This is a genomic window from Microbacterium sp. Z11_20, assembly GCF_057197605.1.
In genome coordinates this window covers 489,794-515,964 of sequence record NZ_JBXVOQ010000003.1, presented here as the reverse complement: position 1 = coordinate 515,964, position 26,171 = coordinate 489,794, and the positions used below count along the sequence as shown (strand labels likewise).

The 26,171-nt window shown below is 71.2% G+C and carries 23 protein-coding genes; 11 read left to right on the top strand and 12 right to left on the bottom strand.

All coding sequences use genetic code 11. The features are described from left to right. Position 1 precedes the first annotated feature (1 nt). From AC2DFQ_RS10445 to AC2DFQ_RS10420, 6 genes are all read right to left on the bottom strand, one after another. The gene (locus AC2DFQ_RS10445) at positions 2-1,087 is read right to left on the bottom strand and encodes a glycosyltransferase (protein WP_484533832.1); all 1,086 of its coding nucleotides are present in this window, start codon (positions 1,085-1,087) and stop codon (positions 2-4) included. Then, the gene (locus tag AC2DFQ_RS10440; RefSeq protein WP_484533831.1) at positions 1,084-2,553 is read right to left on the bottom strand and encodes an LCP family protein; all 1,470 of its coding nucleotides are present in this window, start codon (positions 2,551-2,553) and stop codon (positions 1,084-1,086) included. Before AC2DFQ_RS10440 ends, AC2DFQ_RS10445 begins: the two co-directional genes overlap by 4 nt. Next, positions 2,550-3,017, bottom strand: coding sequence for a 5-(carboxyamino)imidazole ribonucleotide mutase (gene purE / locus AC2DFQ_RS10435; RefSeq protein WP_484533846.1), 468 nt, complete (start codon positions 3,015-3,017; stop codon positions 2,550-2,552). Before purE ends, AC2DFQ_RS10440 begins: the two co-directional genes overlap by 4 nt. A 97-nt stretch (positions 3,018-3,114) precedes the next feature. Beyond that, positions 3,115-4,251 (bottom strand): 5-(carboxyamino)imidazole ribonucleotide synthase, encoded by a 1,137-nt coding sequence (locus AC2DFQ_RS10430; RefSeq protein WP_484533830.1) that lies wholly within the window; start codon positions 4,249-4,251, stop codon positions 3,115-3,117. A gap of 50 nt (positions 4,252-4,301) precedes the next feature. Continuing rightward, positions 4,302-4,856, bottom strand: a complete 555-nt coding sequence (locus tag AC2DFQ_RS10425) for a PH domain-containing protein (protein WP_484509892.1) — start codon at positions 4,854-4,856, stop codon at positions 4,302-4,304. Positions 4,857-4,903: 47 nt separating this feature from the next. After that, on the bottom strand, positions 4,904-5,698 hold the full coding sequence (locus AC2DFQ_RS10420) for a biotin--[acetyl-CoA-carboxylase] ligase (RefSeq protein WP_484509894.1): 795 nt from the start codon (positions 5,696-5,698) through the stop codon (positions 4,904-4,906). A 151-nt stretch (positions 5,699-5,849) separates the two neighbouring features. Between AC2DFQ_RS10420 and AC2DFQ_RS10415 the strand changes: the two genes are divergently transcribed. Together AC2DFQ_RS10415 and AC2DFQ_RS10410 are read left to right on the top strand one after the other, a co-directional pair. Then, entirely contained in the window at positions 5,850-7,439 is a 1,590-nt protein-coding gene (locus AC2DFQ_RS10415) for an acyl-CoA carboxylase subunit beta (RefSeq protein ID WP_484533829.1), read from the top strand. Then, positions 7,436-7,666: an acyl-CoA carboxylase epsilon subunit gene (locus tag AC2DFQ_RS10410; protein WP_484509896.1), complete on the top strand. Its 231-nt coding sequence runs from the start codon at positions 7,436-7,438 to the stop codon at positions 7,664-7,666. Before AC2DFQ_RS10415 ends, AC2DFQ_RS10410 begins: the two co-directional genes overlap by 4 nt. 367 nt (positions 7,667-8,033) lie before the next feature. Here AC2DFQ_RS10410 and AC2DFQ_RS10405 read toward each other — a convergent pair whose 3' ends face one another. Genes AC2DFQ_RS10405 through AC2DFQ_RS10390 form a run of 4 tightly spaced genes read right to left on the bottom strand, consistent with a single transcriptional unit; the run spans position 8,034 to position 12,279 of the window. Next, positions 8,034-9,071, bottom strand: coding sequence for a hypothetical protein (locus AC2DFQ_RS10405; protein WP_484533828.1), 1,038 nt, complete (start codon positions 9,069-9,071; stop codon positions 8,034-8,036). Continuing rightward, positions 9,068-10,324 carry a sensor histidine kinase gene (locus tag AC2DFQ_RS10400; protein ID WP_484509898.1) on the bottom strand — a complete coding sequence of 419 codons (1,257 nt, stop codon included), beginning with the start codon at positions 10,322-10,324 and terminating at the stop codon, positions 9,068-9,070. The genes AC2DFQ_RS10405 and AC2DFQ_RS10400 overlap by 4 nt, the downstream gene beginning before the upstream one ends. After that, positions 10,317-10,979, bottom strand: coding sequence for a response regulator (locus AC2DFQ_RS10395; protein ID WP_484509899.1), 663 nt, complete (start codon positions 10,977-10,979; stop codon positions 10,317-10,319). Before AC2DFQ_RS10395 ends, AC2DFQ_RS10400 begins: the two co-directional genes overlap by 8 nt. A 19-nt stretch (positions 10,980-10,998) precedes the next feature. Then, the gene (locus tag AC2DFQ_RS10390; protein ID WP_484533827.1) at positions 10,999-12,279 is read right to left on the bottom strand and encodes a class I SAM-dependent RNA methyltransferase; all 1,281 of its coding nucleotides are present in this window, start codon (positions 12,277-12,279) and stop codon (positions 10,999-11,001) included. 36 nt (positions 12,280-12,315) lie between these two features. Here AC2DFQ_RS10390 and AC2DFQ_RS10385 point away from each other — a divergent pair, with 36 nt between their 5' ends. Then, positions 12,316-12,972: a Maf family protein gene (locus tag AC2DFQ_RS10385; protein ID WP_484509901.1), complete on the top strand. Its 657-nt coding sequence runs from the start codon at positions 12,316-12,318 to the stop codon at positions 12,970-12,972. 78 nt (positions 12,973-13,050) lie between these two features. Then, complete coding sequence (locus AC2DFQ_RS10380) at positions 13,051-14,817, top strand: acetyl/propionyl/methylcrotonyl-CoA carboxylase subunit alpha (protein ID WP_484533826.1); 1,767 nt, start codon at positions 13,051-13,053, stop codon at positions 14,815-14,817. A gap of 12 nt (positions 14,818-14,829) precedes the next feature. Here the strand turns inward: AC2DFQ_RS10380 and AC2DFQ_RS10375 are convergent, their stop codons facing one another. Then, positions 14,830-16,287, bottom strand: a complete 1,458-nt coding sequence (locus tag AC2DFQ_RS10375; protein ID WP_484509903.1) for an NAD(P)H-quinone dehydrogenase — start codon at positions 16,285-16,287, stop codon at positions 14,830-14,832. A gap of 75 nt (positions 16,288-16,362) precedes the next feature. Here AC2DFQ_RS10375 and AC2DFQ_RS10370 point away from each other — a divergent pair, with 75 nt between their 5' ends. The 3 genes from AC2DFQ_RS10370 (at position 16,363) to AC2DFQ_RS10360 (ending at position 19,966) form a co-directional block, all read left to right on the top strand. Further along, complete coding sequence (locus AC2DFQ_RS10370; protein WP_484533825.1) at positions 16,363-17,196, top strand: purine-nucleoside phosphorylase; 834 nt, start codon at positions 16,363-16,365, stop codon at positions 17,194-17,196. Further along, the gene (locus AC2DFQ_RS10365; RefSeq protein WP_484533824.1) at positions 17,193-18,881 is read left to right on the top strand and encodes a phospho-sugar mutase; all 1,689 of its coding nucleotides are present in this window, start codon (positions 17,193-17,195) and stop codon (positions 18,879-18,881) included. Before AC2DFQ_RS10370 ends, AC2DFQ_RS10365 begins: the two co-directional genes overlap by 4 nt. Before the next feature lie 503 nt (positions 18,882-19,384). Beyond that, complete coding sequence (locus AC2DFQ_RS10360; RefSeq protein WP_484533823.1) at positions 19,385-19,966, top strand: GNAT family N-acetyltransferase; 582 nt, start codon at positions 19,385-19,387, stop codon at positions 19,964-19,966. A gap of 39 nt (positions 19,967-20,005) precedes the next feature. Here the strand turns inward: AC2DFQ_RS10360 and AC2DFQ_RS10355 are convergent, their stop codons facing one another. Next, a complete protein-coding gene (locus AC2DFQ_RS10355; RefSeq protein ID WP_484533822.1) occupies positions 20,006-21,931 on the bottom strand; it encodes a BglG family transcription antiterminator in 1,926 nt (641 codons plus the stop codon). A gap of 199 nt (positions 21,932-22,130) precedes the next feature. Between AC2DFQ_RS10355 and AC2DFQ_RS10350 the strand changes: the two genes are divergently transcribed. The 4 genes from AC2DFQ_RS10350 to AC2DFQ_RS10335 are packed head-to-tail and all read left to right on the top strand — an operon-like array spanning position 22,131 to position 26,107. After that, entirely contained in the window at positions 22,131-22,454 is a 324-nt protein-coding gene (locus AC2DFQ_RS10350; protein ID WP_484509908.1) for a PTS sugar transporter, read from the top strand. Positions 22,455-22,483: 29 nt separating this feature from the next. Continuing rightward, a complete protein-coding gene (locus AC2DFQ_RS10345; RefSeq protein ID WP_484533821.1) occupies positions 22,484-22,759 on the top strand; it encodes an HPr family phosphocarrier protein in 276 nt (91 codons plus the stop codon). A gap of 13 nt (positions 22,760-22,772) precedes the next feature. Continuing rightward, entirely contained in the window at positions 22,773-24,500 is a 1,728-nt protein-coding gene (gene ptsP, locus AC2DFQ_RS10340; RefSeq protein WP_484533820.1) for a phosphoenolpyruvate--protein phosphotransferase, read from the top strand. Next, the gene (locus AC2DFQ_RS10335; protein ID WP_484509911.1) at positions 24,497-26,107 is read left to right on the top strand and encodes a PTS mannitol transporter subunit IIBC; all 1,611 of its coding nucleotides are present in this window, start codon (positions 24,497-24,499) and stop codon (positions 26,105-26,107) included. The genes ptsP and AC2DFQ_RS10335 overlap by 4 nt, the downstream gene beginning before the upstream one ends. Positions 26,108-26,171 lie beyond the last annotated feature (64 nt).

Below are 26,171 nucleotides of genomic sequence, written 5' to 3'. Positions count from 1 at the left end.
GTCAGAGCTCGGCGTGCAGTTGCCACACGCGGTCTCCGTGCTCGCGCCACGAGAACGACTTCGCGCGATCCTGCGCCAGAATGCGCAATCGACCATCGTCCAGACCCGCCGCAGCCGCGTCGGCGAATCGGCCGTCGGTCGCATACGAAGCCGCGTCCGCGAGCACCTCGCGGTGCACGGGCGAGTCGGCCGCCACCGCGGGGGTCCCCACGGTGATCGCCTCGACGACGCGCCACGGCCAATCCGCCCGCTCCGAGGGTGCGATGAAGAGGGCGGCGCTGCCGAGCACGGAGGCGCGGTCGAACGGTTCGAGCGCGGCCGGGACGCGAACGCGTGACTCCGAAAGGCCGGCAGCGGCGGCCCGCTCCCGCACCGCCGCTTGCTGACCCTCCGGGCAGTCGAGAACGACGACGTCCCCGTCCCAGCCCGCCTCCACGACGGCTCGGAACCCCGATGAGAGCCCGTCCGACTCAGCGGCGCCGCCGGCCATCGCAACGAACCGCGGCGGCAACTCGAGCGAGCGCAGCCGGCCCGCGACATCCGTGGGCACGCGGAATCCGTCGGGCGCCGCTCCTGCGATGACGCGGATGCGGCCGCTGAACCGCCCGAGTTCCAAGAGCCGGTCGGCCTGGGCATGGGTGGGAACGACGAGCGCATCCGCGTGTTTCTCGGCACGCTTCAGCATCGCGCGGTGCCAGGCGGCCTCACCGCGGCCGAGGGTCTCGGGCGCCTCCCACGCGCGGAGGTCCCACACCGTCGCGACGATCTGATGTGTCTCGTGCACCCGGTCGTGGCGCACCAGGGGCGCGAACAGGGTGGGCGAGTGGATCATGCCCTTTCCCACTCCTGGTGCGATGCCGATCTGCCAGGATGCGGCGAGCTCGCGCCGCGCCAGACCCAGCGTGGAGACGTCGACCAGGCCGTCGAGACGGTCCACCTCGCCGCCACGCGGGACGATGCCGGCGACATCCGCCCCCCGTGGCGCGGTACCGATGAGCGCTCTCGCGAGTTCGCGGGACGCTTCGGCGAGATCGCGCGACGTGGGTGAGACGAGCTGGTCGAGGATGACCCGCAGCGTGGCGGTCACCCGCCCGCCTCCGGAGAAGGGCTCGGCGGGTGCAGCGTCGTGCGGACGAGCTCCTGGATGTACGCGTAGTCGGGGTCGAACTCGTCGATACCGCCCTCGGGCGTCAGCTCGATCGTGCTCACGGGCTGCTCCTTGGCCTTCATCGCCAGGTCGACGAGCGCCGGCAGCAACGGCTGCGGAAGGTCGGTCTGCACGATCGCGGTACCGGCGGCGGCGACGTCTTGGAACCGCGTGAGCACGTTCTGCGGACTCGCCTGCGCGAGGATCGCCTCCTGGAGCTGACGCTGGCGCTTCATGCGGTCGAAGTCGCTCGTCGTGTAGCGCGAGCGGGCGTACCACTGGGCGGTGTCGCCGTCCATGTGCTGCGGGCCCGCCTCGATCCATCCGATCGCCCAATCCTCGGCCGGCTGGCCGGAGTACGCGGGGCCGCCGCCCTTGGGCAGGCGCTGCTCGACGGTGATGTCGACGCCGCCGAGGGCGTCGACGAGAGCGGCGAAGCCATGCATGTCGATGAAGACGTAGTACGGGATCTCGATGCCGAGGATTCCTTCGGCGGCATCCTTCGTGGCCTCGACCCCAGGGGCGGAGCCGTTGGCCTCCGCATCCGGGTAAAGCTGGCTGCCGTCCTGGCAGACCTCCACCTCGGTGCGGAGCTGATTGACACCGCTCCCCCAGCCGCAGGTGCTGTCGGCGTGCCCTTCATGCCCGTTCGGGTATTTGTCCTGCATGGGCCCGGCGGAGAAGGGGAAGTGCGGCATGTCTCGCGGGATGCCAGTGATCGTGACGGCGCCGCTGGCGGCGTTGACCGACACCACGGAGATGCTGTCGAACCGCATGGAGTCGCGGCCCTCGCCGCTGTCGGCACCGAGAAGGAGGATGTTGTAGTACCCGTCGGACGGCGGGACCACCGGCGCCGACTGACCGAAGATCGCGCCGAGCGTGTCGCGCGCGGTCCCCGCGGCCTGAGCTCCCCACACGCCGCCGATGCTGGCGACGACGAGGAGGAGGACGGAAAGGGCAGCGATGCCGAAGCGGGCGGCACCGCCGGTGCGCACCAGCCGGACGAGCCGCAGCGTGTCGACGGTGAGCACGATCCACAGGACGACGTACCCCAGCAGGAGGATCTGTACGAGCGTCAGCGGCACCCAGCGGAACCACGCGAACCACTCCGGGATCCACGCGCCCGACACGGCGGAGACAAGCGCGGTCGGCCACAGCAGCGCGAACAGCCCGGTGAGGATGAGGCCCACCCACAGGGCGAGCGTCGCGCCGAGTCCGAACCGGCCGAGCCGGCGGCTCCCCGCGAGCACCTGGGCCGCCCCGGGGAGCAGGAAGTTCAAGAGCACGAGCCACCAGCCGCGCCGCGTCATGACCTGGCGCGACCCCGCGTCGGGGTGGCGCAGCGGCCTGCTCTCCACGACCGCTCGCGCGCCAGGGCGCACGCGGTCGGCTGCGGCGACGCTCACAGGGAGTCCTTCAGCCGGCGGTTCTTCTCCCCGACCTGCGCTTCGAGGTCGCGCGCGTACGCCTCGAGACGGTCGGCAAGCGCGTCGTCCCCTGCGGCGAGGATGCGCGCGGCGAGGATCCCGGCGTTCTTCGCACCATTGATCGACACGGTGGCGACCGGGATTCCCGCGGGCATCTGCACGATGCTCAGGAGCGAATCGAGCCCGTCGAGCGTCGCCAGTTGCACCGGCACGCCGATGACCGGGAGCGACGTGACCGAGGCCAGCATCCCGGGGAGATGCGCGGCACCGCCGGCCCCGGCGATGATGGCCTTGAGCCCGCGCGCCCGGGCCTCCCGCCCGTAGCGCATCAGCTTGTCGGGGGTGCGGTGCGCCGAGACGACCTCGACCTCGTGCGCGACGCCCAGTTCGGTGAGGATCTGGGATGCGTCGCTCATCACGCGCCAGTCGGAATCGGAACCCATGACGACGCCGACCACAGGCGTCTCGGAGGAATGCAGCGGCCGGGTCACCCGACCAGGCTAGGGCGGTTGTCTGCGAGATCGCCGCAACGGCGCGGCCTCAGTCGAGGAAGAACGCTGCTGCCGCCCGCGCCTGGTAGACGACGTCGTCGAGGTCGAAGCCGGCGACGTTGACATGACCCACCTTGCGGCCCGGCCGGGGGGCCTTGCCGTACGTGTGGATCTTGGCGTTCGGATGCTCCGCCATGGCTGCGGCGAACCGCGTGTCCAGTCCGTCCTCGGCCGGGCCGCCGAGGATGTTCACCATGACCGACCACGGCGCGACGGCGTCCGTGGCGCCCAGCGGAAGGTCGAGGACGGCCCGCAGATGCTGCTCGAACTGGCTGGTGACGGCGCCGTCCTGCGTCCAGTGGCCGCTGTTGTGCGGCCGCATCGCGAGTTCGTTCACGAGGATGCGCTGATCCGTGGTCTCGAACAGCTCCACGGCGAGCATCCCGGTCACCCCGAGCCCTTCCGCGATCGCGACGCCGAGGTCGGCAGCGGCCCGCGCGAGCCGGCCGTCCCCCCGGGGTGCGGGGGCGACGACCTCGGCACACACGCCGCCGCGCTGAACGGTCTCGACGACGGGATAGACGGCCATCTCGCCCGACGGGCGGCGTGCGACCTGCTGGGCGAGTTCGCGGGAGAAGTCCACGAGTTCCTCGACCAGCAGTTCGCCCCCTCGAGCATCCTCGGCGAGCACGGCGAACCAGTCCTGCGCCTCGTGCGCGGCCGACACGACGCGCACGCCCTTGCCGTCGTAGCCGCCTCGCGGCGTCTTCACGACGGCGCGACCGCCGTGGTCGTCGAGGAATTCCTGAAGCTGCGTCTCGTCCGCCACCGCCGCCCATTCGGGTTGCGGCGCCCCGAGTTCCGCCATGCGCCGGCGCATGACGATCTTGTCCTGCGCGACGCCCAGCGCCGCCGGCCCCGGATGCACCGGCACTCCGGCGTCGACGAGGGCGGCGAGGACGTCCTGGGGAACGTGTTCGTGGTCGAAGGTGATCACGTCGACGTCACGCGCGAAGGCGAGCACCGTCTCGGCGTCGTGATAGTCGCCCGTCGCGGTGGCGGCGAGGGATGCCGACATCCCCGGCTCTTCGGCGAGGACGCGGACGTCCAGTCCCAGCTCGACCGCCGGCGCGATCATCATCCTGGCCAGCTGCCCGCCGCCGATGATTCCCACTCGCATCGTCATGGTTCCCCTTCCGTCGCTCCCATCATCCCGCAGCCCGGGCCGCGGCGACCTCAGGCGGACGGCGTCGGGAAGGTGGTGGGCTGCGAGTCGCGGTGCGCGAGGATCTGGTTGACCTCGACCTGGTCGACGAGCACCTCGTGCACGAGCTCGGCGTTGGGAACGTTCCGCAGCCGCAGCGGAGCGTCCATGCCGTTGGACAGGATGAGGGTGCCCGCGCCCCACAGCCGTTGCAGCGGACCACGGCGCACCTGGATCGTGTACCCCCGCATGTGCGGCAGCTCGCTGCGGCGGGTGCCGAACAGCCCCGCGCGCTCGATCACGCGACGCGTCGTGATCGTGTAGGTGTGCGACCACCACACCGCCCACGGCAGCACCACGAGGAGAAGGACGACGACCGCGGCAGCGGTCAGCAGCATCCAGTTCTCGAAGGGAGCCGGGAGGTTGCCGTAGAAGTAGCCGGTCGCGCCTGCCACGGCGATGAGCACGAGCGACGACCAGAACAACCGCCGCGCGTGCGGGCGGAACCGCGCGACGCGCATTTCGGGCGTGGGCGCTCCCGGAGCGGGCGTGCGGGGCCGCCCTCCATAGGTCGTCGGAGAGGTCACCCTCCTATTGTCACCGGCTGCGCCGACATCGCGGCGCTCCCACGCGGTCAGCGCACGTGCACGACGTCGCCGGCTGACACCGGCACCTCGTCGACGCCCGTGACGATCACGAGGCGGCCGTCCGCGTCGATGCGCTGCGCCCGGCCGGCGACGGTCGTGCCATCGGGGAGGGCGACGGTCACGTCCCGCCCGAGCGTCGTGCACAGCGCCTCGACCTCTCCGAGCACCCCGGATGCGGCGGCATCGCCGTGCGCGGCGAGCAGCGCCTGCAGCTGCTCGTCCAGCGCCCGCAAATAATCGGCGAGGAGACGGTCGTCGTCGCATTCCAGCCCGAGGGCGGCGAAGGAGATGGCGGTGGAGACGGGCAGGTCCGTCCGCGTCATGGTGGTGTTCACGCCCGCGCCGACCACGACGGCGTCGGAGTCCGAGGGCATGACCTCGGCCAGGATTCCGGAGATCTTCCCCCCGTCCACGAGGACGTCGTTCGGCCACTTCAGCCGGGCCGAGTTGCCCGTGGCGATCAGCTGCGCGGCCACGGCGCGGGTCATCGCGGCGCCGGCGGCCAGCGGTATCCACCCGCGCGCGTGCATGGGGAGCCCCGGGACGCGGACGAGCACGGAGACGGCGAGCGCGGTGTCGGCCGGCGCCGTCCAGGTGCGGTCGAGCCGGCCACGGCCGGCGCGCTGGTCGGTGGTGACGAGCGCCGACAGGTGCGGCCAGCCGGCCGGGTCCTCCGCGGCGGCGGCCAGCACGTCGGCGTTGGTGGAGTCGGTCGTCTCGACGACCTGGAGGCGCGGACTGACCTGCGCGGCGCGCGGGTAGCCCTTCTCGGGGATCGGCATGGCCCCACCCTAGGCCGCCCGCCGGCCAGGCGTCGGGTCCTTGACACCCTCCCGGGCCCCGGTGTGAGGCAGCCGAGTCGACAGGCGAACGCGCGATGCGTTGTGCGCACCCTCCAACGCCGCGCAACACCGCGCCGATAGGGTGGAACGCGTGACCGAGCAGCACGATCCATTCACCACCGCGGGCAAGATCGCGGACCTTCGCAGCAGGTACCAGGAGGCGGTGGTCGACGCGGAGGAGGCCGCTCGCGTCAAGCAGCACGGGAAGGGCAAGCTGACGGCGCGCGAGCGCATCGAACTGCTCGTCGACCCGGGATCGTTCGTCGAGCTGGACGAATACGTCCGTCACCGCACGACAGCGTTCGGCATGGACAAGTCGCGCCCCTACGGCGACTCCGTGGTGACCGGCACGGGCACCATCCACGGGCGCACCGTCGCGGTGTACGCGCAGGACTTCTCCGCTTTCGGCGGGTCGCTCGGGGAGGTGGCCGGGGACAAGATCATCAAGGTCATGGAGTTCGCCCTCCGCGGCGGTATCCCGATCATCGGCATCCTCGATTCCGGCGGTGCCCGCATCCAGGAGGGGGTCGTCGCCCTCGGCAAATACGGCGAGATCTTCCGCCTGAACACCGCCGCCTCCGGCGTCATCCCGCAGATCTCGATCATCATGGGCCCGGCCGCCGGCGGCGCGGTGTACTCCCCCGCCCTCACCGACTTCGTGATCATGGTCGACAAGACCAGCCAGATGTTCGTCACCGGTCCCGACGTGATCAAGACCGTCACCGGTGAAGACGTGGGGATGGAGGAGCTCGGCGGCGCGTACACGCACAACACCCGTTCGGGCGTCGCGCACTACCTCGCCGAAGACGAAGACGACGCGCTCGACTACGCCCGCACCCTCCTCAGCTTCCTCCCCGACAACAACCTCGACGAGATCCAGGTGTACGACACCCCGTTCGAGTTCGAGACGACGGATGCGGACCGCTCGCTGAACACCGTCATCCCCGACTCAGCGAATCAGCCGTACGACATCCACACCGTGATTTCGCGGATCGTGGACGGCGGCGACTTCCTCGAGGTGCAGCCGCTGTTCGCCCCGAACATCGTCATCGGCTTCGGCCGGATCGAGGGCCGCACCGTCGGCATCATCGCGAACCAGCCGTCGCAGATGGCCGGAACCCTCAACATCGACGCGGGCGAGAAGGCCAGCCGCTTCGTGCGGTTCTGCGACGCCTTCTCGATCCCGATCGTCACGCTGGTGGATGTCCCGGGCTATCTCCCCGGCACCGACCAGGAGTGGACCGGTGTCATCCGCCGCGGCGCGAAGCTGCTGTACGCGTACGCCGAGGCCACCGTTCCGCTGGTCACCGTGATCCTGCGCAAGGCCTACGGCGGCGCGTACATCGTGATGGGCTCCAAGCAGCTGGGCGCCGACATCAACCTCGCCTGGCCGACCGCCGAGATCGCCGTGATGGGCGGCCAGGGGGCCGTGAACATCCTCTACCGCGGCGAGATCAAGCGCGCCGAAGCCGCCGGGGAGGACGTCGCAGCGGTACGTACCCGCCTCGCGAACGAGTACACCTATAACGTCGCATCCCCCTTCCTCGCCGCCGAGCGTGGCGAACTGGACGGCATCATCGAGCCCGCGCAGACCCGCGTCGCGATCGCCAAGGCCCTCCGCGCGCTGCGCGGCAAGCGCGCGAGCCTCCCCGCGAAAAAGCACGGGAACATCCCGCTGTGAGTTCCGCGCACGAGCCGGAGCCGGTCGTCTCGATCGACGTCCGCCACGGGAATCCCACCGAGGAGGAGCTCGCGGCCCTCATGGCCGTCGTGAGCGAGGCGTACGCGGAAGAGGCCGCCGCGGCCGTCGTGCCGGTGGAGCGCAGTCGTTCCCGGTGGCGCGTGTCGGCGCGCGATGCCCGTGCGACGCTGTCGCGCGAGCGGGGCTGGGGCGGCTTCGCCGGCTGAGCTGTCGCGCGAACGCGGCTGGGTCTCCGGCTGAGCTAACGCGCGAACGCGGCTGGGTCTCCGGCTGAGTGTCTCGGCCGTCATCGTGCGCCTGTCCTCCGGAAGACTGATACCGGGTCCCCCGGAATGCTGATACCTGTCCCCCGAAATACCTACAGACGGGGCGTTGCACGGAGCGCATACTGGAGGAGCTGGAACGCATTACGCGTTCGGCCGGGACTGCTTCTACAGCCAGTCCCGGTCTTGCGGACGGTTTTCGGGTAACTGTCCGCCAGGCGAGGGGCGGGCGGCTTCGCCGCCCCTCGCCTCCCCCCGTTCGTCTCGCCGGTCCGGAGCCCTCCCCCGCCGGACCGGCGAGTCGGGTGGATCACCGCGTGCGCAGGATCTCGTGCCAGAGTTCGACGCTGTCTTCGTCCGAGAGGCTGTCGCCGTCTCCCGACCGCCCGACGATCGTGACTGCCACCTGGTCGTGCGGCGAGGTCCGGATGATCAACCGCGTGGACGACGCCGACCGCAGGATGTCGGCCAGTTCGCCGCGGATGCCGGCGAGAGCCGGTTCTTCGAGGTCTTCCAGGCCGCCCTCGTCGAGCATCGTGACGGTGATGCCGCGCCGGCGGGCGGCTTCCAGCTCGGTGCGCACGGTGTCATCCAGCAGACTCGGGCCGCGCAGCTCGTCCCGCAGGCGCCCCTCGGCCAGACGCGCCTCGAGCCGCTCGGCGGGGCGGAGGTTGCCCCCCGTCTCGATCGTGCGGCCGAGGATCGGTCCCGCGATCTGCAGGGCCCGCTGCACCTGCACGCGCCGCTCCCGCTGGCGGCCGGATTGCGACGCCTGCCAGGCGGATGCGGCCTGCTGGAGTTCAGCGAGGCGCACCGTGTCGTTCGCGGCCCGGTCCAGGGCCGACATGAGCAGCTGGGCGGCCGCGACCCACACGATCGAGCCGACCATTCCGAGGGCCAGGGTAGGCAGGACGCCGATCCACAGCGAGACGGAGGCTGCGGCCACGCCGAGTCCGACCCAGGCGAACCACGGCCGCCGACGGACCATGACGATGGTCATCAGGGCGCCGATCCCACCGATCACCCACGTGGCGAACGGCTGCGTCCGCGAGGTCGGCTCCACGGCGAAGAAGATCGCGTTGGGAACGAGTACCGCCACGCCCAGGGCGATCGCGCAGACCCACACCGGCAGAATCCCCTTGCGCGTGGGGATGACCGCGGCGGCACCGGGCTTGTGCCGGCCGATGCCCCAGAAGATCGTGAGCCACGTCACGATGAGATACACCGGCAGCGCGAGGAAGATCAGCCACGGGTGGTCGACGTCGGCTCTGTCCCACCAGAATCCGCGGGCCGCCAGATAGGCCGTGAAGGCGACGGCAAGGGCGGAGACGATCGCACGGACGCTCACCAGCGATCCCCGCTGTCCCACTCGAGGGTGATCGTCGTGCCGTGGGAACCGGATTCGATCTCGGTGCGCCCGCCGACCGCGGTGACCCGGGCGAGAATCGAACCGCGGATGCCGAGCCGGTCTTCGGGGATGTGGTCCACGTCGAATCCGCCGCCGGTGTCACCCACGCGCACGACCACGCCGCCGGGGTCGGCGTGCCCGCGCAGCTGCACGGTCAGCCCCTGCGCGTTGGCGTGCTGCACCGCGTTGGCGACCGCTTGCAGTGCCGCCAGCACGAGGGCGCGCGCCACGCGTCCGGGAACTCGGGGTGTGTCGGGGTCGAACGAGCGCGCGACGAGCAGCTGGACACCCATTTCGCGCGCACCGCTTTCCAGGTCGTCCGCGAGGCGCGCGGCGTCCACCGGCTCGTCGCTGCCCTCCCACGGGTCCTTCTCGGCGTTGGCGAGACGCGTGAGCGCCTCGCGGGCCATGCTCACCGCGAGCGTGCGCTCGCGCGGCGTCGTGGCCCGTTCGGCGGCCAGGAGCGCCCCGAGGACGCTGTCATGCATCAGCGCGGCCACCGCCACCCGCTCTCGCTCGGTGGCGGCAGCGGCGGCTGCCGTTGCGTAGCTGGCCACCGCCCGCGCCCGAGTCTCATCCACGTTGGCCGCAACCGCCCGGTAGGTCCAGCCGAGGACGACGACGACCCCGCCGAGGATCAGCGCGAAGGAGACGTCCAGGCCCACGGGGAAGAAGAACTCCTCCGCGAATCCGGCCTGGATGAGTCGCACGAGGCCGAACAGCAGCGGGGTGACCACCGTCCACACGATCTGGAGCGGCAGCGGAAAGGCAACGACCGTCGCGACGGTCGCGACGTTGACCAGATAGAAGATCCAGGGTTCCTCGGCGGGAACCGGCTGAGCGCCGCCGGTGGTCGCGACCGGCCAGAGGGCGAGGGCGATGACGTAGACGACCGCGAACAGACCGCAGAACACCCGTGAGAACCTGCCGACGACGCACGCGATGACCATGGCAGCCAGCGGAAGGAAGACGGCGAGCACCAGCGGGAGGTGCCACCCGGTGCGCTCGTCTCCCGGGCCGAATGACGCGAACACCGCCTGGGCGCCGAGAATCAGCGACCCGGGGCCGACCAGGAGCTCGATGACGCGCTCGATGCGCGCGCGGGTGAAGGAGCCGAGGGTCTCGGTCGCCTCGCGCGAGCTCGGGAGGCGCCCCCACGCCGCGTCGAGAACGGACCGATCAGCTTCAGCCATCGGTGTCGCCCTCGGGGCGTTGCAGGATCCCGTCTTCCATTGCGCGGCGCAACAGGTCGATCTTCGTCGGGGCCGGGCGACCCACTTCGACGTACTTCACTCGCACGCGCGTGATGTTCTCCTTCGCGGTGGAGTAGGCGACGCCCAGTCGCTCGGCGACGGCCTTCAGCGGCAACCCCGCGGCGTACAGTCGCAGTACCTCGCGTTCGCGCGCCGACAGTTGCGCGTCGGCGAAGGCGCGGTCGGCCTCGACGGCGCTGGCCCACTCGACGTTGTTCAGCAGTTCGCCCATCGCGACGGTGCGGATGGCGCCGAGCACCTCATGGATGGGCGAGGCCTTGCTGACGATTCCGGCGGCTCCGGCAGACAGCGCCTCCCGCACGGCCGCGGGCCGGTCGGCGACGCTGTGGATGATGACGCTCGAGCCGTCGGCGACCAGACGCTCGACGTTCTCCGAGACCGTCGTCCCGTCGCCGAGGGTGAGGTCCAGTACCACCACGTCGGCCGGGGAAGCCGATTGGCCGGTTCGCCATGCCAGATATTCGGTGACCGTGCTCCCGGAGAAAGCGACCGTCAAGCTCTCGTCGTGAGCGATCGCCGCCTCGAGTCCCAGGCGCACCGACTCGTGATCGTCGATCAGGGCGACTCGCGTCATAGTCGTCATGCTATCGGTGTCACCGGCTCAGTACCGTGATCGCCTCGACGTGATGCGAATGGGGGAACAGATCGACGGCGCGGATTCCGCGGGAGGCCTCGTAGCCGGCGTCGCGGAACGTGCCGAGATCGCGTGCCAGGGCGACGGGGTCGCAGGCCACGTACACGACATGTGCGGGGCCGAGAGCCACGATCCCCTCGACCACCTCGCGCCCCGCTCCAGCTCGGGGCGGGTCCAGCAGCACGACGCCGCGGGAGAGGCGCTCACGGTCGCGCGCCGACGCATCCGCCGCCAGTTCCCGCACGAAGCGGTCCACGCGCGCCGTGACCGCCCGCGCACCCACCCACTCCGCGAGGTTCTCCCCCGCACGCTCGGTGGCACGGGGGTCGGATTCGACGGAGGTGACACGGGTGGTTGGTCCCCCCACGTCTCCGAGCGCCGCGGCGAACAGGCCCACCCCGCCATAGAGGTCGAGATGCGCGGCGTCCGGGTCGCCCACCGCCCCGACGGCGCGGAGCTCCTCGGTGACGATCGCGGTGAGGCTGTGCGCGGCGAGGCGGTGAACCTGCCAGAAGCCGCCGGCATCCACCCGGAAGGAACGGGTGCCGACCTGCTCGAGCAGCACCTCGGGCTCCCCCGGCGTCCGCGCCGGCGCATCGGGCCGCGGCACGATCCGCACCCGGCCGTCCGCGGGCTGCACGAGGTCCACACGCCCCGGCGCCTGTCCGCGCAGCCGCGACGCGGCGGCAGCGACGGCGGAGGTGGCCAGCGGGAGGTCGGCGGTGGGGATGACCCGGTGACTTCGCGCGGCGTAGGGGCCGATCCTGCCCTCGTCATCGACGTGCAGGCTGACGCGGGTGCGCCATCCCGTGCCGTCCGGGCTCTCCTCGGCGAGCACCGCCCCGGCGGCGTCGCGGACGGGATGGGGGGCTTCCATCGTCACCGGCACGGTCACCTTGCCGATCCGGCGAAGCGCGTCATCGAACACGCGCAGCTTGAGCTCGCGCTGGTGCGACAGGTCGATGTGCCCGAAATCCGCGCCCCCGGGGCGCTCCTCGGGCGCGACCGACACGTCCGCTGCCGCCCACACGTGCGGACGCCGGTGCGCCGATGCGGTGAGAACCTCCACGGTCTCGGCCCGCCAGAAGGACTTCTTCCGCGTGTCCGTCAGCCGAGCCCGGACGGTCTCCCCGGGAATCGCGTCGGCGACGAAGACGACGCGCCCGTCCAGCCGCGCGACGAAGACGCCGCCGTGGGCGACATCGGTGATCTCCAGTTCGACGAGGTCTCCGGCATCCATTCCTCCAGCCTCCCACGCGAGGGCTAGCGTGAGAGCATGCGCGTCTGCCTGGCCTCCACCTCGCCCGCCCGGCTGATGCTGCTGCGCCAGGCCGGCATCGAGCCGGAGACCATCGCACCGAACGTGGATGAGGACGCCGTCGTGGCCGAGGCGGAGGCCGCCCAGGGCCGACGGCTGCCCGCCGCGGAGCACGTGCTGCTCCTCGCGCGGCGCAAGGCCGCTGACGTCGCCGTCCAGCTGATGACTCTCGACCCGGATTTCGACGGGTTCGTCGTGGGCGGTGACTCGATGTTCGCCCTCGGCGGGGAGATCCTCGGAAAGCCCTACACCGCCGAGGTGGCGACCGAACGCTGGCGCGGGATGCGCGGGCGCACCGGCGTCCTGCACTCGGGGCACAGCGTGCTGCGCCTGTCGCCGGGGGCGCCGGCGACCGGCGCGGATGCCGCGGCCGAAGCATCCGTCACCTTCCGGTCGGACATCACCGACCGGGAGATCGCCGCATACGTCGCCACGGGGGAACCGCTGCACGTCGCGGGTGCGTTCACCGTCGACAGTCTCGGCGGAGCCTTCATCGAGCGGGTCGAGGGCGACCCCTCCACGGTGGTGGGGATGTCGCTGTCCACGGTCCGCGCGCTGGTCCGCACCCTGGGCGGCGAATGGACGGACCTCTGGAACCGCCGGGTCGATTCGTAGACTCCCCCACACCTTCTCCGGCGTTTCTTGTGCAGGTGGCTCAAAAATCGCCCCCGTGCCGTGAGTAGGCTGGCACCCATGCCGAAAATCGCCAAGGTGCTGATCGCTAACCGCGGCGAGATCGCCGTCCGAGTCATCCGCGCCGCCCGCGACTCCGGTCGCGCGAGCGTCGCGGTCTACGCCGACTCCGACCGCGACGCACTGCACGTGCGCCTCGCCGACGAGGCCTACGCGCTGGAGGGCGCCACCAGCGCCGAGACGTACCTCTCGATCGAGAAGATCCTCTCCGTCGCCCGCCGCTCCGGCGCCGACGCCGTCCACCCCGGTTACGGCTTCCTCGCCGAGAACGCCGAGTTCGCCCGCGCGGTGATCGATGCAGGGCTCATCTGGATCGGCCCGTCGCCCGAGGCCATCGAGGCCCTCGGCGACAAGGTGACCGCACGTCGCGTCGCCGAGAAGGTGGGTGCTCCGCTGGCACCCGGCACCCCCGGCCCCGTCGCCGGCGCCGAGGAGGTCATCGCCTTCGCCGAGAGCGTAGGCCTGCCGGTCGCCATCAAGGCCGCCTACGGCGGCGGCGGACGCGGCCTCAAGGTCGCCCGCACGATCGAGGAGATCCCGGAGCTGTTCGATTCCGCCACGCGAGAGGCCGTCACGGCATTCGGACGCGGCGAGTGCTTCGTCGAGAAGTATCTCGACCGTCCCCGCCACGTCGAGACGCAGTGCCTGGCGGATGCCGCGGGAACGGTCGTCGTGATCTCCACCCGCGACTGCTCACTGCAGCGCCGGCACCAGAAGCTCGTGGAGGAGGCCCCGGCGCCCTTCCTCACCCCCGAGCAGAACGACATCCTCTACACCTCGTCCAAGGCGATCCTCCGCGACGTCGGCTACGTGGGTGCGGGCACGTGCGAATTCCTCATCGGCGAGGACGGGACGATCTCCTTCCTCGAGGTCAACACGCGACTGCAGGTGGAGCATCCCGTCTCCGAGGAGGTCACCGGAATCGACCTCGTGCGCGAACAGTTCCGCCTCGCCGAGGGCGAGGAGATCGGCTACGACGATCCGACCCCCACCGGGCACTCGATCGAATTCCGCATCAACGGCGAGGACCCCGGCCGCGGCTTCCTGCCCCAGCCGGGCCCCATCCACGTCTTCAAGACGTTCGGGGGCCCTGGCACGCGACTGGACTCCGGCGTGACCGCCGGGGACACCGTGTCGGGATCGTTCGACTCGCTGCTGGCGAAGATCATCGTCACGGGGCGCGACCGCGCCCAGGCGCTGGAGCGCGCCCGCCGTGCCCTGGACGAGTTCGAAGTCGCGGGGCTCCCCACCGTGCTGCCCTTTCATCGCCGCGTGGTCCGCGACCCGGCCTTCACCGCCGAGGACGGGTCGTTCGGCGTCTTCACGCGGTGGATCGAGACGGAGTTCCACAACGACATCCCCGCATGGGACGGCGAACTCGAGCCGCCCACCGCCCCCTCCCCCCGGCACACCGTCGTGGTCGAGGTCGGCGGAAAGCGCCTCGAAGTCAACCTGCCCGAGCGCATCGCCTCCTCCGGTACTGCGGCGGGGCGCCCCCCCGCAGTACCGCCCTCACGGCGTTCGCACGCCGCATCCGCCGTCGGCGGGGCCACCGGTGACGCGGTGAAGGCACCGATGCAGGCCACCATCGTCAAGGTCGCCGTAGCCGACGGTCAGATCGTCGTCAAGGGAGACCTCGTCGTGGTGCTGGAGGCGATGAAGATGGAGCAGCCCATCCCGGCGCACAAGGACGGTGTCGTCGGCGGCATCGACGCAGCTCCCGGCACGACGGTGGCCGCCGGTCACCTGCTGCTGACGATCTCCTGAACCGCCGACCGGTCAGGCGTCGGGCTCCGGGGCGTCGTTGCGCTCGACGATGTGCATCGCCCGCGTGGCGTCGGTGATGCTCCCCGACAGCGACGGGTAGACCGCGAACACCCGCGAGACCTGGTCGACCGTGAGGCGCCGCTCCACCGCGATGGCCAGCGGGTAGATGAGTTCCGACGCGCGCGGTCCGACGATGACCCCGCCGATGACGGTGCCGCTCCCCTGCCGGGCGATGATCTTCACGAATCCGTCCCTGATGCCCTGCATCTTCGCGCGCGGGTTCGCCGACAGCGGGAGCCTGCGCACGACCCCGTCGACGCGCCCTTCGGTGACGTCCTGCTCCGAGAACCCCACCGACGCGATCTCCGGGGCGGTGAAGATGTTGGCGGTGATGCGGCGGCGCTCGAGCGGGATGACGGTGTCGCCGAGCGCGTGGAAGATCGCGGTGCGACCCTGCATCGACGCGACCGAAGCGAGCGGCACGAAGTTCGTGCAGTCTCCCACGGCGTAGACGTTCGGCACCGAGGTGCGCGCTACCCGGTTCACGCGGATGTGTCCGGAGTCGGCGCACTGCACGCCGGCCTCCTGCAGCCCGATGCCCGCGGTGTTCGGCACCGCGCCGACGGCCATGAGGCAGTGGCTCCCCTCGATGGTGCGGCCGTCCGAGAGGGTCACGACGACACCCTCGCCGGTGTTCACCACGCTCTGCGCCCGCGACTTCGACAGCAGGGTCATGCCGCCCCGTTTGAAGACCTTCTCCAGCACGGCCGCGGCATCCGTGTCTTCACCGGGGAGCACCTGGTCGCGGCTGGAGATGAGCGTCACCTGAGACCCGAGGTTCATGTACGCCGACGCGAACTCCGCGCCGGTGACCCCCGACCCCACGACGATGAGGTGCTTGGGGAGGGCCTTCATGTCGTACAGCTGCGTCCACGTGAGGATGCGCTCCCCGTCGGGTCGCGCGGAGGGGAGCTCCCGCGGGGAGGACCCGACCGCCACCACCAGGGTGTCGGCCTCGACGCGGTCGAAGTCAGCGCCGCCGGCCTCGGTGGACACGATGACGGCGGAGTCGCCGTCCAGGCGCCCCTGGCCCGCGATGATCCGGACTCCCGCTTCCACCAGCGACGCCCGCATGTCGTCGGACTGCTGACGGGCCAGCGCGAGCACGCGGCGGTTGACGGCCGCGATGTTGACGGCGACCTGCGCGGACAGGGGCCGGCCGTCGCCGCCCTTCGCGAACAGCTGCACGCCGAGATCGCTGGCACCCTGCACCGCCACCGCCGCGTCGGCCGTGGCGATCAGCGTCTTGGACGGGACGACGTCGGTGATCACGGCCGCCCCACCGATGCCCTGGCGCTCGATGACCGTCACCTCCGCTCCGAGCTGAGCGGCGGCGAGCGCCGCCTCGTAGCCGCCGGGTCCGCCGCCGAGGATGGCGACGCTCTGGGTGCGCTCGAAGCTGAGGGACATGGCATCCATTCTGTCGCGTACTGGGCCGGGGCAGCGCGCGTGGCACCCGGCCCCGCACGTTCGTAGAGTGGGGGGATGCCAGACATCGCGGCGAACCCGCTCGACGACCCCTCCGCCGACCCCTTCGACATCGCGGCGCAGGCCGCGTCCGACCTCGCACGGCTCACCGGCGTGGAGCACCACGACATCGCCGTGACCCTCGGAAGCGGATGGGGCCGTGCCGCCGAACTCCTCGGCGAGACCGTCGCCAGCGTGCCGGCCGCCGAGATCACCGGGTTCAGCAAGCCGGCGCTCGAGGGCCACGTGGGCACGCTCCGCAGCGTCCGCACCCCCGCGGGCCGGCACGTGCTCGTGATCGGTGCCCGTACCCACTTCTACGAAGGCCACGGCGTGCGCCGCGTCGTGCACAGCGTCCGGACGGCGGCGGCGACCGGAGCATCCACCATGATCCTCACCAACGGCGCCGGCGGAATCCGCGAGACCTGGCACCCGGGGCAGCCGGTGCTCATCAGCGACCACATCAACCTCACGGCCGCCTCGCCCCTGGAAGGCGCCACCTTCATCGACCTGACCGACCTGTACTCGGCGCGGCTGCGCGCGGTCGCCCGGACGATCGACCCGGAGCTGGATGAGGGCGTGTACTGCCAGTTCCGCGGGCCGCACTACGAGACACCCGCCGAGGTGCAGATGGCCAAGGCCATCGGGGGCCACATCGTGGGCATGTCGACCGCGCTGGAGGCGATCGCCGCCCGCCAGGCCGGGATGGAGATCCTCGGGATGTCACTCATCACCAACCTCGCCGCGGGCATCCAGAAGACCCCCCTGAGCCACGCGGAGGTCCTCGAGGCAGGCCGCGAGGCCGAACCGGTGATCTCTTCGCTCCTGGCCCGGATCATCGAGGCGCTGTGAACGGCCTCCCCGACGAGCTGATCGCCTCCGCCCGGGCGTGGCTGGCGCAGGACCCCGACCCCCAGACCCGCCGCGAACTGGAGGAGCTCATTGAGCGCGCCGAGGGCGACGACGCCGCGGCGGCATCGGATCTCGTCGACCGCTTCTCGCACCGGCTCGCGTTCGGCACGGCCGGCCTCCGCGGGGCGCTGGGTGCCGGGCCGAATCGCATGAACCGCGTCCTGGTCGCCCAGGCCGCCGCGGGCCTCGCGGCCTACCTCGTCGAACGCGCGTCCGGCGGGGCGACGCCGCTCGTCGTGGTCGGATACGACGGGCGCCGCAACTCCGACGTGTTCGCGCGCGAGTCGGCGGAGATCTTCGCGGGCGCGGGCCTTCACGCCGTGCTGCTGCCGCGGATGCTGCCCACCCCGGTTCTCGCGTTCGCGGTACGTCATCTCGGCGCTGCCGCAGGGGTCATGGTCACCGCCAGCCACAACCCGCCCGAAGACAACGGATACAAGGTGTACCTCGGCGGTGAGGACGCCGGCGCGCAAATCGTCTCCCCCGCCGATTCCGAGATCGCCGCCCACATCCAGGCCGTCGCCGACCGCGGCGACATCGGAACGATCCCGCGCTCGGTCGGCTACGCCAACGCGCCGGAGGAGGTCGTGGAGGCCTACATCGCCGCGACCGCCGCCGTGGCGCCGGCCGCCGCGGCGGCGGAAGGCCTCGCCTGGGTCTACACCGCGATGCACGGCGTCGGGTGGGAGACCCTCCGCAGCATCCTCACGGCCGCCGGGTACCCCGAACCGACCGTCGTGGAGGAGCAGATCCAGCCGGACGCAGCGTTCCCCACGGTGGCCTTCCCCAATCCCGAAGAGCCGGGAGCGATGGACCTGGCCTTCGACACCGCACGCCGCTCCGGTGCCGAACTCGTGCTGGCGAACGATCCCGATGCCGACCGGTTGGCCGTGGCCATCCCCGACGCCCAGTCCGACGGGGGATGGCGCCGCCTCAGCGGGAACGAGGTCGGGCTTCTTCTGGGGTGGCGTGCCGCGCGGATCGCCTCCGAAGCCGGTATCCCGGGCGCCACGCTGGCGTGCTCGCTGGTGTCCTCCCCCGGCCTGCAGGCGATCGCCGAGCACTACGGCCTCGGCTTCACCGCGACCCTGACGGGCTTCAAGTGGATCTCCCGGGCACCCGGCATCGTCTACGGGTTCGAGGAGGCGCTCGGCTACCTCGTCGATCCCGAGACAGTCCGCGACAAGGACGGCATCTCGGCCGCCATCGCCCTGCTCGCACTCGCGACCGAGGCGCGGGGGCGGGGAACGGACCTCCGCGGTCTGCTCGACGAACTGCGCGCCACCTTCGGCGCTTTCGCGAGCGACCAGATCTCGATCCGCGTGTCGGAGGTGTCGGAGATCGCGCGCATCATGGCCGGCCTCCGCGCCGAGCCGCCGACGCGGGTGGGCGACAGCTCCGTCGCCCGGATCGACGACCTGCTCACCGGCGTCGACGACCTTCCCCCCGGAGATGTCCTCCGCATCCGGCTCGACGACGGCTCCCGCCTCATCGTCCGGCCCAGCGGCACCGAGCCGAAGCTGAAGATGTACCTCGACGTGCACGGCCAGTCCGAACCCGAGGCACAGGAGCGCTTGGCCGCTCTCGCCGCCGGCGCGCGGGCGCTGCTGGACGACCTCCGCTGACCGCCGCCGGGGGTGCGCTGGGGCTGATTCGGTTCCCCGACCCGGCGCGGTGGGCGCCCACCCCGTGCACGTACTCAGTCTGAACCGACGCCGCATCGGTCGTAGCTGCGGAAATCCGCGACCCACGCAAGCGGCACGCGGCAACGAGACTGAGTACGGCGCCGGTGAGGGCAGCCGCCGGGCCGGAGCGTGTGTGGGGCTCGTTCGGTGCTCCGACCCTGGCCGAGCGCGCCCACCCCGTGCACGTACTCAGTTTGAACCGACGCCGCAACCAGCGGGCCCGCGGAAATCCGGGAATTGCGCAGGCCCACGACGGAATGAGACTGAGTACGGCGCGCGGGTGCGGACAGCCGCACGCGCAAGTGCGGCGCAGGGCCCGCGCCGGGGGCGCTGGGCAGGGCTCGCGCCCGGGGGCTGGGGCTCGCGCCGGGGGCCCGCGCCGGGGGGCCGGGCAGGGCCGCGCCGGATGCCCGCGGGCGGGCGGGCGTCCTATGCTCGCCGGCATGGAGTTCGTCGCGCCGGTGAGGCTGGAGAACGCGTTCGTCCGCCTCGAGCCTCTCCGCCCCGAGCGCGGCCCGGGCCTCGCAGAAGCCGCCCGAGGGCTCGAGCACGTCTGGTACACGTCGGTGCCCGCACCGGATGCTGTGACCGACGACATCGCGCAGCGACTGGGCTGGCGCGACGAGGGCACGATGAACCCGTGGGCGGTGATCCGCGATGGCACGGTCGTCGGGGAGACCACGTTCTGCAACATCGACCAGCCGAACCGGCGCGTCGAGATCGGTCACACCTGGCTGGGGCTCAGCGCCCAGCGCACGGCCGTCAACACCGCGGCCAAGCTCCTCCTCCTCGGCCATGCGTTCGAGGTCTGCGACGCGATCGCCGTGGAGTTCCGCACCCACTGGCACAACCGGCAGTCGCGCGCGGCGATCGAGCGCCTCGGCGCGAAGCAGGACGGCGTACTGCGCAACCACCGCATCGGCCCGGACGGCATCCTCCGAGACACGGTCGTGTACTCGATCCTGCCCGGCGAGTGGCCGGCCGTCCGGCGCGGACTCGAGACCCGGCTCGAACGCGAGGTCTGAGAAAGCGCCAGCCGGAAACGGTGTCAGCCGCAAGCCGCCTCAGCCGTCGATGACGGCGACCAGCTCATCGAGGAACCCGGCGAAATCGGTTGCTCGCCGCACGATCCGCTGCACGCTCTCGCGCTCGGAGAACACCTCGACGAACTGCTCGAAGACCGTCTGGAAGGCCTCGCGGTCGGCCTCGGAGAACGCCACGAGCGCGACGACCTGCACGCGCCCCTCCCCCCACGGGATGGAGGGCTCGGCGATGCCGATCGCGATCTGGGTGCGGGTCGCGGTCATCCCGATCGCGTGCGGAACGGCCAGCGCATCGGTGAACGCGGTGGAGGACAGGCGCTCCCGCTCGATCGCCCGCTCGACATAGCCCTCGTCGATCACGCCCTGCCGCACGAGGAGGCTCCCGAGGTGGCGGATGACGCCTTCCTCGCCCGATGCCCCATCGATCCCGCGCACGAACGCGGAGGAGTCGAAGTAGCGCTCCAGTTCGGCCCGGAGTCGCTGCAGCCGGCGCCCGCGGCGGATCCGTGCGGCCGCCGCCTGCACCCGGTCGACGTCGGCGTCGGTGAGGAACGGCTGGATGCGGACGATCCGGTCGCCCGCCAGTGGTGGGTCGATGGTGGTGAGGACGAGGTCGGTGTCGATCGAGGGCCAGTCGGGGTCGACGCGGGTCTCGACTCCAACGACCTCGATCGCCTGCCCGAGGGAGCGGTCGACGCTGGAACGCAGCAGTTCGTGGAGTTCGTAGTAGCCGGGGCACACGATCGTGGCGGTCAGGAGCTGATCGGAGCGACGACTGCGTTCCAGCCGTCCCCCCACGTGCATCGCGACATAGGCGATCTCGTCGTCGAGGATCGGGATCCCCAGGCTCTCGTGCAGTCCGCTGGAGATGAAGACGGCCACTTCGAAGATCATCGGGTACGTGGATTTCAGCGACCGCGTGAGCGGGTTGCGCGACCACGCCTGCTCCTTCGAGCGGTGCAGCAGGTTCTGCACGTGCAGCGCGAGGCGCAGGATGAAATCGTCGTGCGCGATGTCGACGAGGAATTCGGATGCGGCGCGCTCGACCACCGCGCGGACGGCCTGTTCGACATCGGGCTCGAGCCGCGCGCGCGCGTCGTCGGCCGCCGGGGCACCGGGGGCGACCACCCGCGTGAGCACGAGGGTGGCGAGATGCTGCTGGTCACCGGCGCCCAGCCGCAGGCCGAGATGCTTCTCGGAGAGCCGGTCCAGGAGCGCGGCGACCTGCCGATGCGCCGCCGAGGTCTCCCCCGCCGTGCGCTCCAGCGCCCGATCGCGGGCGATGCGGTCGGCGGCGATCGCGATGTGCATCACGACATCGCCGATCCCGTACTCGTTGACGAAGTAGCCGAGCGCCCCGAGCTCCGAGGTCAGCTCGGCCTTGAAGGGTCCGAAGGCGTGGGCGCCCACCGAGCCCTCCCCGAGCGTCCGCCGCAGCACCTCGAGGTCGAAGGACCCGGCGTCCATCTCGTCGTGGGCCAGCCGGCTGAGCAGGCGCCGCTGGGCCATCTCGGTGCCACGCAGCCGTGCGGTGGACGCCGACCGTTCCAGCGTCAGCTCGGTTCCGCCCAGAAGCCCGCGCACGCGTGCGAGGTCCGCCTCGAGTGTCGCCGCGCTGACGTGGAGCGCATCGGCCGTGTCGAAGACGTCGATCCCCTCCCGGCTGTCCAGGAGCGCCCGCACCAGCGTGTGCAGCCGGTCGCGCGGGGTGCCCCCGTCCGCGGCCGGGGCCGCGCGCAGAGCAGCCGCGGCATCCGGGCCGGCACGATAGCCGAGCGGACCAGATTCGACCGCCACACCGGCGGGCACGCGCGCATTCAGCGACGTGACGTAGGACCGGATGCTGCGGGGGGTGACGCCGAGCACATCGGCGAGGGAGGCCGCGGTGGCCCAGTCCCCGTCGCGGGTGAGCAGACCGACGAGCCGGTCTTGGCGCGCCCTCGTCATCATGGTGCCGTCACGATCGTTTCCGCGGCCGGTTCGGCGGGGCCGCCGTCCCAGTCAACCACGGGACGTCCGCCGCGGCGCGGGTGCCGCCGCCACCCGGCCCCCGGCGAGTCCGTGCTCCCGTTCCGGGGGGTGGGAAACAGATGTGGTTGTCCGCGTTCAGCAAACTCACAAGGATGGGCGAGAAGGAGGGTGATCGATGAGGATCCTGGTGGTCTGTGGCGCGGGTGCGTCCAGCACCTTCGTGGCGCAACGCGTTCGACGCGCCGCCCACGAACGTGGCCTGCCCTACTCGGCGGTCGCCGGCACCGCCGGTTCGCTGGTGATCGATCTCGATTCCGCCGACATCGTGCTGGTGGGTCCGCACCTGGCCGCTGAGCGCGAGTGGATCCAGCGAAGCGCCGCCGAGCACGGCGTCGCCGTCGCGGTGCTCCCCGACGACATCTTCTCCGACCTCACCGGCGAGCGGACCCTGGAACTGGTCCGCGCAACACTCCCGTCCTCTTCCAGCGCCAGCCGCTGACCCCCCTGTCATACGAGAAAGCAGAGACAATGCCCCAGGCCACCCGCACGGTACGGATCGGATCGTCCCACGGACTCCACGCGCGGCCGGCGAAGCTGTTCGCGCAGGCGGCGAAGGAAGCCGGCATCCCGATCACGATCGCCAAGGACTCCGGCGCGCCGGTCAACGCCGCCAGCATCCTCGGCGTGATCGCCCTCGGCATCGATCAGGGCGACTACGTCACCCTCACCGCCGACGGCGACTCGGCCGACGCGACCCTGGATTCGCTCGCCGACCTGTTGAGCACCGACCATGATGCCGAGTGACGGGGACGCGACGATGACGCAGCTGCGCGGGGTCGGGATCGGACTCGGGGTCGCCCAGGGCCCGGTCGCCCGCATGGCGGAGCCGCTCCCGGCGCCGGACGACGCCGCGAGCGCGATGTCCACCGAGGAGGAGACGGCCCGGGTGCGGGAGGCCGTCACCGCGGTTGCCCGCGAGCTCGAGCAGCGGGGTGCGCAGGCCGGCGGCGCCGCGCGCGACGTTCTCGAGGCGCAGGCGATGATGGCGGAAGACCCGAGCCTCGAGACCGAGATCGACACGCGGCTAGCGGCCGGCAAGACCGGCGAATGGGCGGTGTGGGATGCGTTCGCCTCGTTCCGCGAGCAGCTGACGGCCCTCGGCGGATACCTCGGCGAGCGCGCGGCCGACCTCGACGACGTCGCGCAGCGCGTCCTCGCCCGGCTGCGAGGCGTTCCGGCGCCGGGCGTCCCCGACCCGGGGCATCCCTTCGTCCTCGTCGCGAAAGACCTCGCCCCCGCAGACACCGCCCTCCTCGATCTCGACAAGGTGCTCGCGCTGGTGACCACCGAGGGCGGCCCCACCTCGCACACCGCGATCCTCGCTCGCGAGAAGTCCATCGTCGCGGTGGTGGGAGCAGCCGACGCGAACACGCTCGTCGACGGCACCACGGTCATCGTGGATGCGGCGGCGGGGGTCGTGATCGCCGACCCGAATCGGGACGAACTCTCTCGCGCTGAGACCCGCGCCTCCCAGCGGGCGTCGGCCGCATCGGCGCCGATCACGCCCGGCGCCCTGGCCGACGGCACCGCGGTGCCGCTGCTGGCCAACCTCGGTAAGCCCGGGGGCGCGGCCCAGGCCGTCGAGCTGGGCGCCGAGGGCGTGGGCCTCTTCCGTACCGAGTTCCTCTTCCTCAGCGCCAACTCCGCGCCGACGGTCGAGGAGCAGCGGAAGGCATACACCGAACTGCTGGCGACCTTCCCCGGCCAGAAGGTCGTCGTACGGGTGCTCGATGCCGGCGCCGACAAGCCGCTGCCCTTCCTCAACGACGCGCACGAGGAGAACCCCGCGCTGGGGCTGCGGGGCCTCCGCGCGCTGCGGGCCAGCGAAGACATCCTGCGCGAGCAGCTGACGGCGCTGGCCGAAGCGGATGCCGCCACCCGCCGTTCCGCGGAAGGCCCCGCCGACCTGTGGGTCATGGCACCGATGGTGTCCACGGTCGAGGAGACGGAGTACTTCGTCGCCCTCGCCCACGACTACGGCCTGAAGACGGCCGGTGTCATGGTCGAGGTGCCCTCCTCGGCACTTATGGCCGACCGCATCCTCGCTCGCGCCGACTTCGCCTCCATCGGAACGAACGACCTCACCCAGTACACGCTGGCGGCCGACCGGCTGCTCGGATCGGTCGCCTCCTTCCAGGATCCGTGGCACCCGGCCGTGCTCCGGCTGGTGCGCGAGGTGGGTGCTGCCGGCGCGGCCGCCGGCAAGCCGGTGGGCATCTGCGGCGAGGCGGCGGCCGACCCGCTTCTCGCGGTGGTGCTCGTCGGGCTGGGGGCGACCAGCCTGTCCATGGCGCCCACCGCGCTGGCCGACGTGCGAGCCACCCTCCTCACCCACACCCTCGACGACGCCCGTCGCATCGCCGAGGCAGCCCTGGCCGCGGATGACGCGGCCTCCGCCCGCGACGCCGCCAACGCGGCTTCGCTTTCATCAGCGCCGGAGGCGGCAGACGCCGCCCCCGCATCACAGAAAGAGACAATCCAATGACGACGACGTCGCCTGAGGTGGCCCCCAAGCAAGGGGGCGCCCGCGTCGCGATTCAGCGATTCGGCACCTTCCTTTCGGGCATGATCATGCCCAACATCCCGGCGCTGATCGCGTGGGGGATCTTCACGGCGTTCTTCATCGACGTGGGATGGACGCCCAACGCCGACCTCGCCACGATCGTCGGCCCCTTCATCCACTACCTGCTGCCGATCATCATCGCCTACACCGCCGGCCACATGGTCTACGGCGTGCGCGGTGCCGTCGTCGGTGCCATCGCCACGATGGGTGTCATCGCCGGCTCCGACCTGCTCATCGCGCAGTTCAACGCGACGCTCCCGGCGGGCGAGCCGCCGCTGGGTGAGATCCACCAGTTCATCGGCGCGATGATCATGGCGCCGCTCGCGGCCTACACCATGAAGTGGCTCGACCGGCTGTGGGACGGCAAGATCCGGGCCGGCTTCGAGATGCTCGTGAACATGTTCTCGGCCGGCATCTGGGGCTTCGTGATGGCCATCGTCGGGTTCTACCCCGTCGCGTGGCTGGTCAACGGCCTCATGAACGTGCTGAGCATCGCGGTGAACTGGCTGGTGGAGACCAACCTGCTTCCGCTGACGAGCATCATCATCGAGCCGGCGAAGGTGTTCTTCCTCAACAACGCCATCAACCACGGCGTGCTCACGCCCCTCGGCATCGCACAGGCGTCGGAGAACGGCTCCTCGATCCTGTTCCTGCTCGAGGCCAACCCCGGCCCCGGTGTGGGTCTGCTCCTCGCGTTCACGTTCTTCGGCATCGGTGCAGCTCGCGCCTCGGCACCGGGCGCTGCGGTCATCCAGTTCTTCGGCGGTATCCACGAGGTGTACTTCCCGTTCGCCCTCATGAAGCCGGTACTGATCGTCGCGTTGATCGCGGGCGGTGCGACCGGCGTGACCACGAACATGCTGCTCGGCGGAGCCCTTCGCGCCCCGGCAGCCCCTGGGAGCATCTTCGCGGTGCTCGCGCAGACGGCATCGGGTGCGTACTTCGCCGTCATCCTCTCCGTCGTGCTGTCGGCAGCGGTGACCTTCCTCGTTGCAGCGGTCATCCTGCGCGCCTCCCGAAAGCGCGACCTCCTCGCCGAGGGCGACCAGTTCTCTGCGGCGGTCTCCAAGACGGCGGCGAACAAGGGCAAGTCCTCCGCGGCGCTGGACGGGCTGCGTGCCGCCGACGGCACCGACCGTGAGGCGGTCCGCGAGGCCGAGGACGCGGTGGACCGGCTCGAGACCGAGCGGGAGACCGGCGGCCGTCTGGAGGGCGGCGTGGTCGCCACCAAGCCGGTGCGCAGCATCGTGTTCGCGTGCGACGCGGGCATGGGTTCGTCCGCCATGGGCGCGAGCGTCCTGCGGAACAAGATCAAGAAGGCCGGCTATCAGGACGTGACGGTGACCAACAAGTCCATCGCCAACCTCGACGACTCGGCTGACCTGGTCATCACGCAGAGCCAGCTCACCGACCGTGCACGGCGGCAGTCGCCGCACGCGGTGCACGTCTCGGTGGACAACTTCATGAACTCGCCGAAGTACGACGAGGTCGTCGACCTGGTCCGCGACCAGCACGACACCGCGCAGTAGAACGACCGCCGCGGGGCCGGGCCGGCGTGATGCCCCCGGTCCCGCGGCCTTCTTCCCGTTCGGC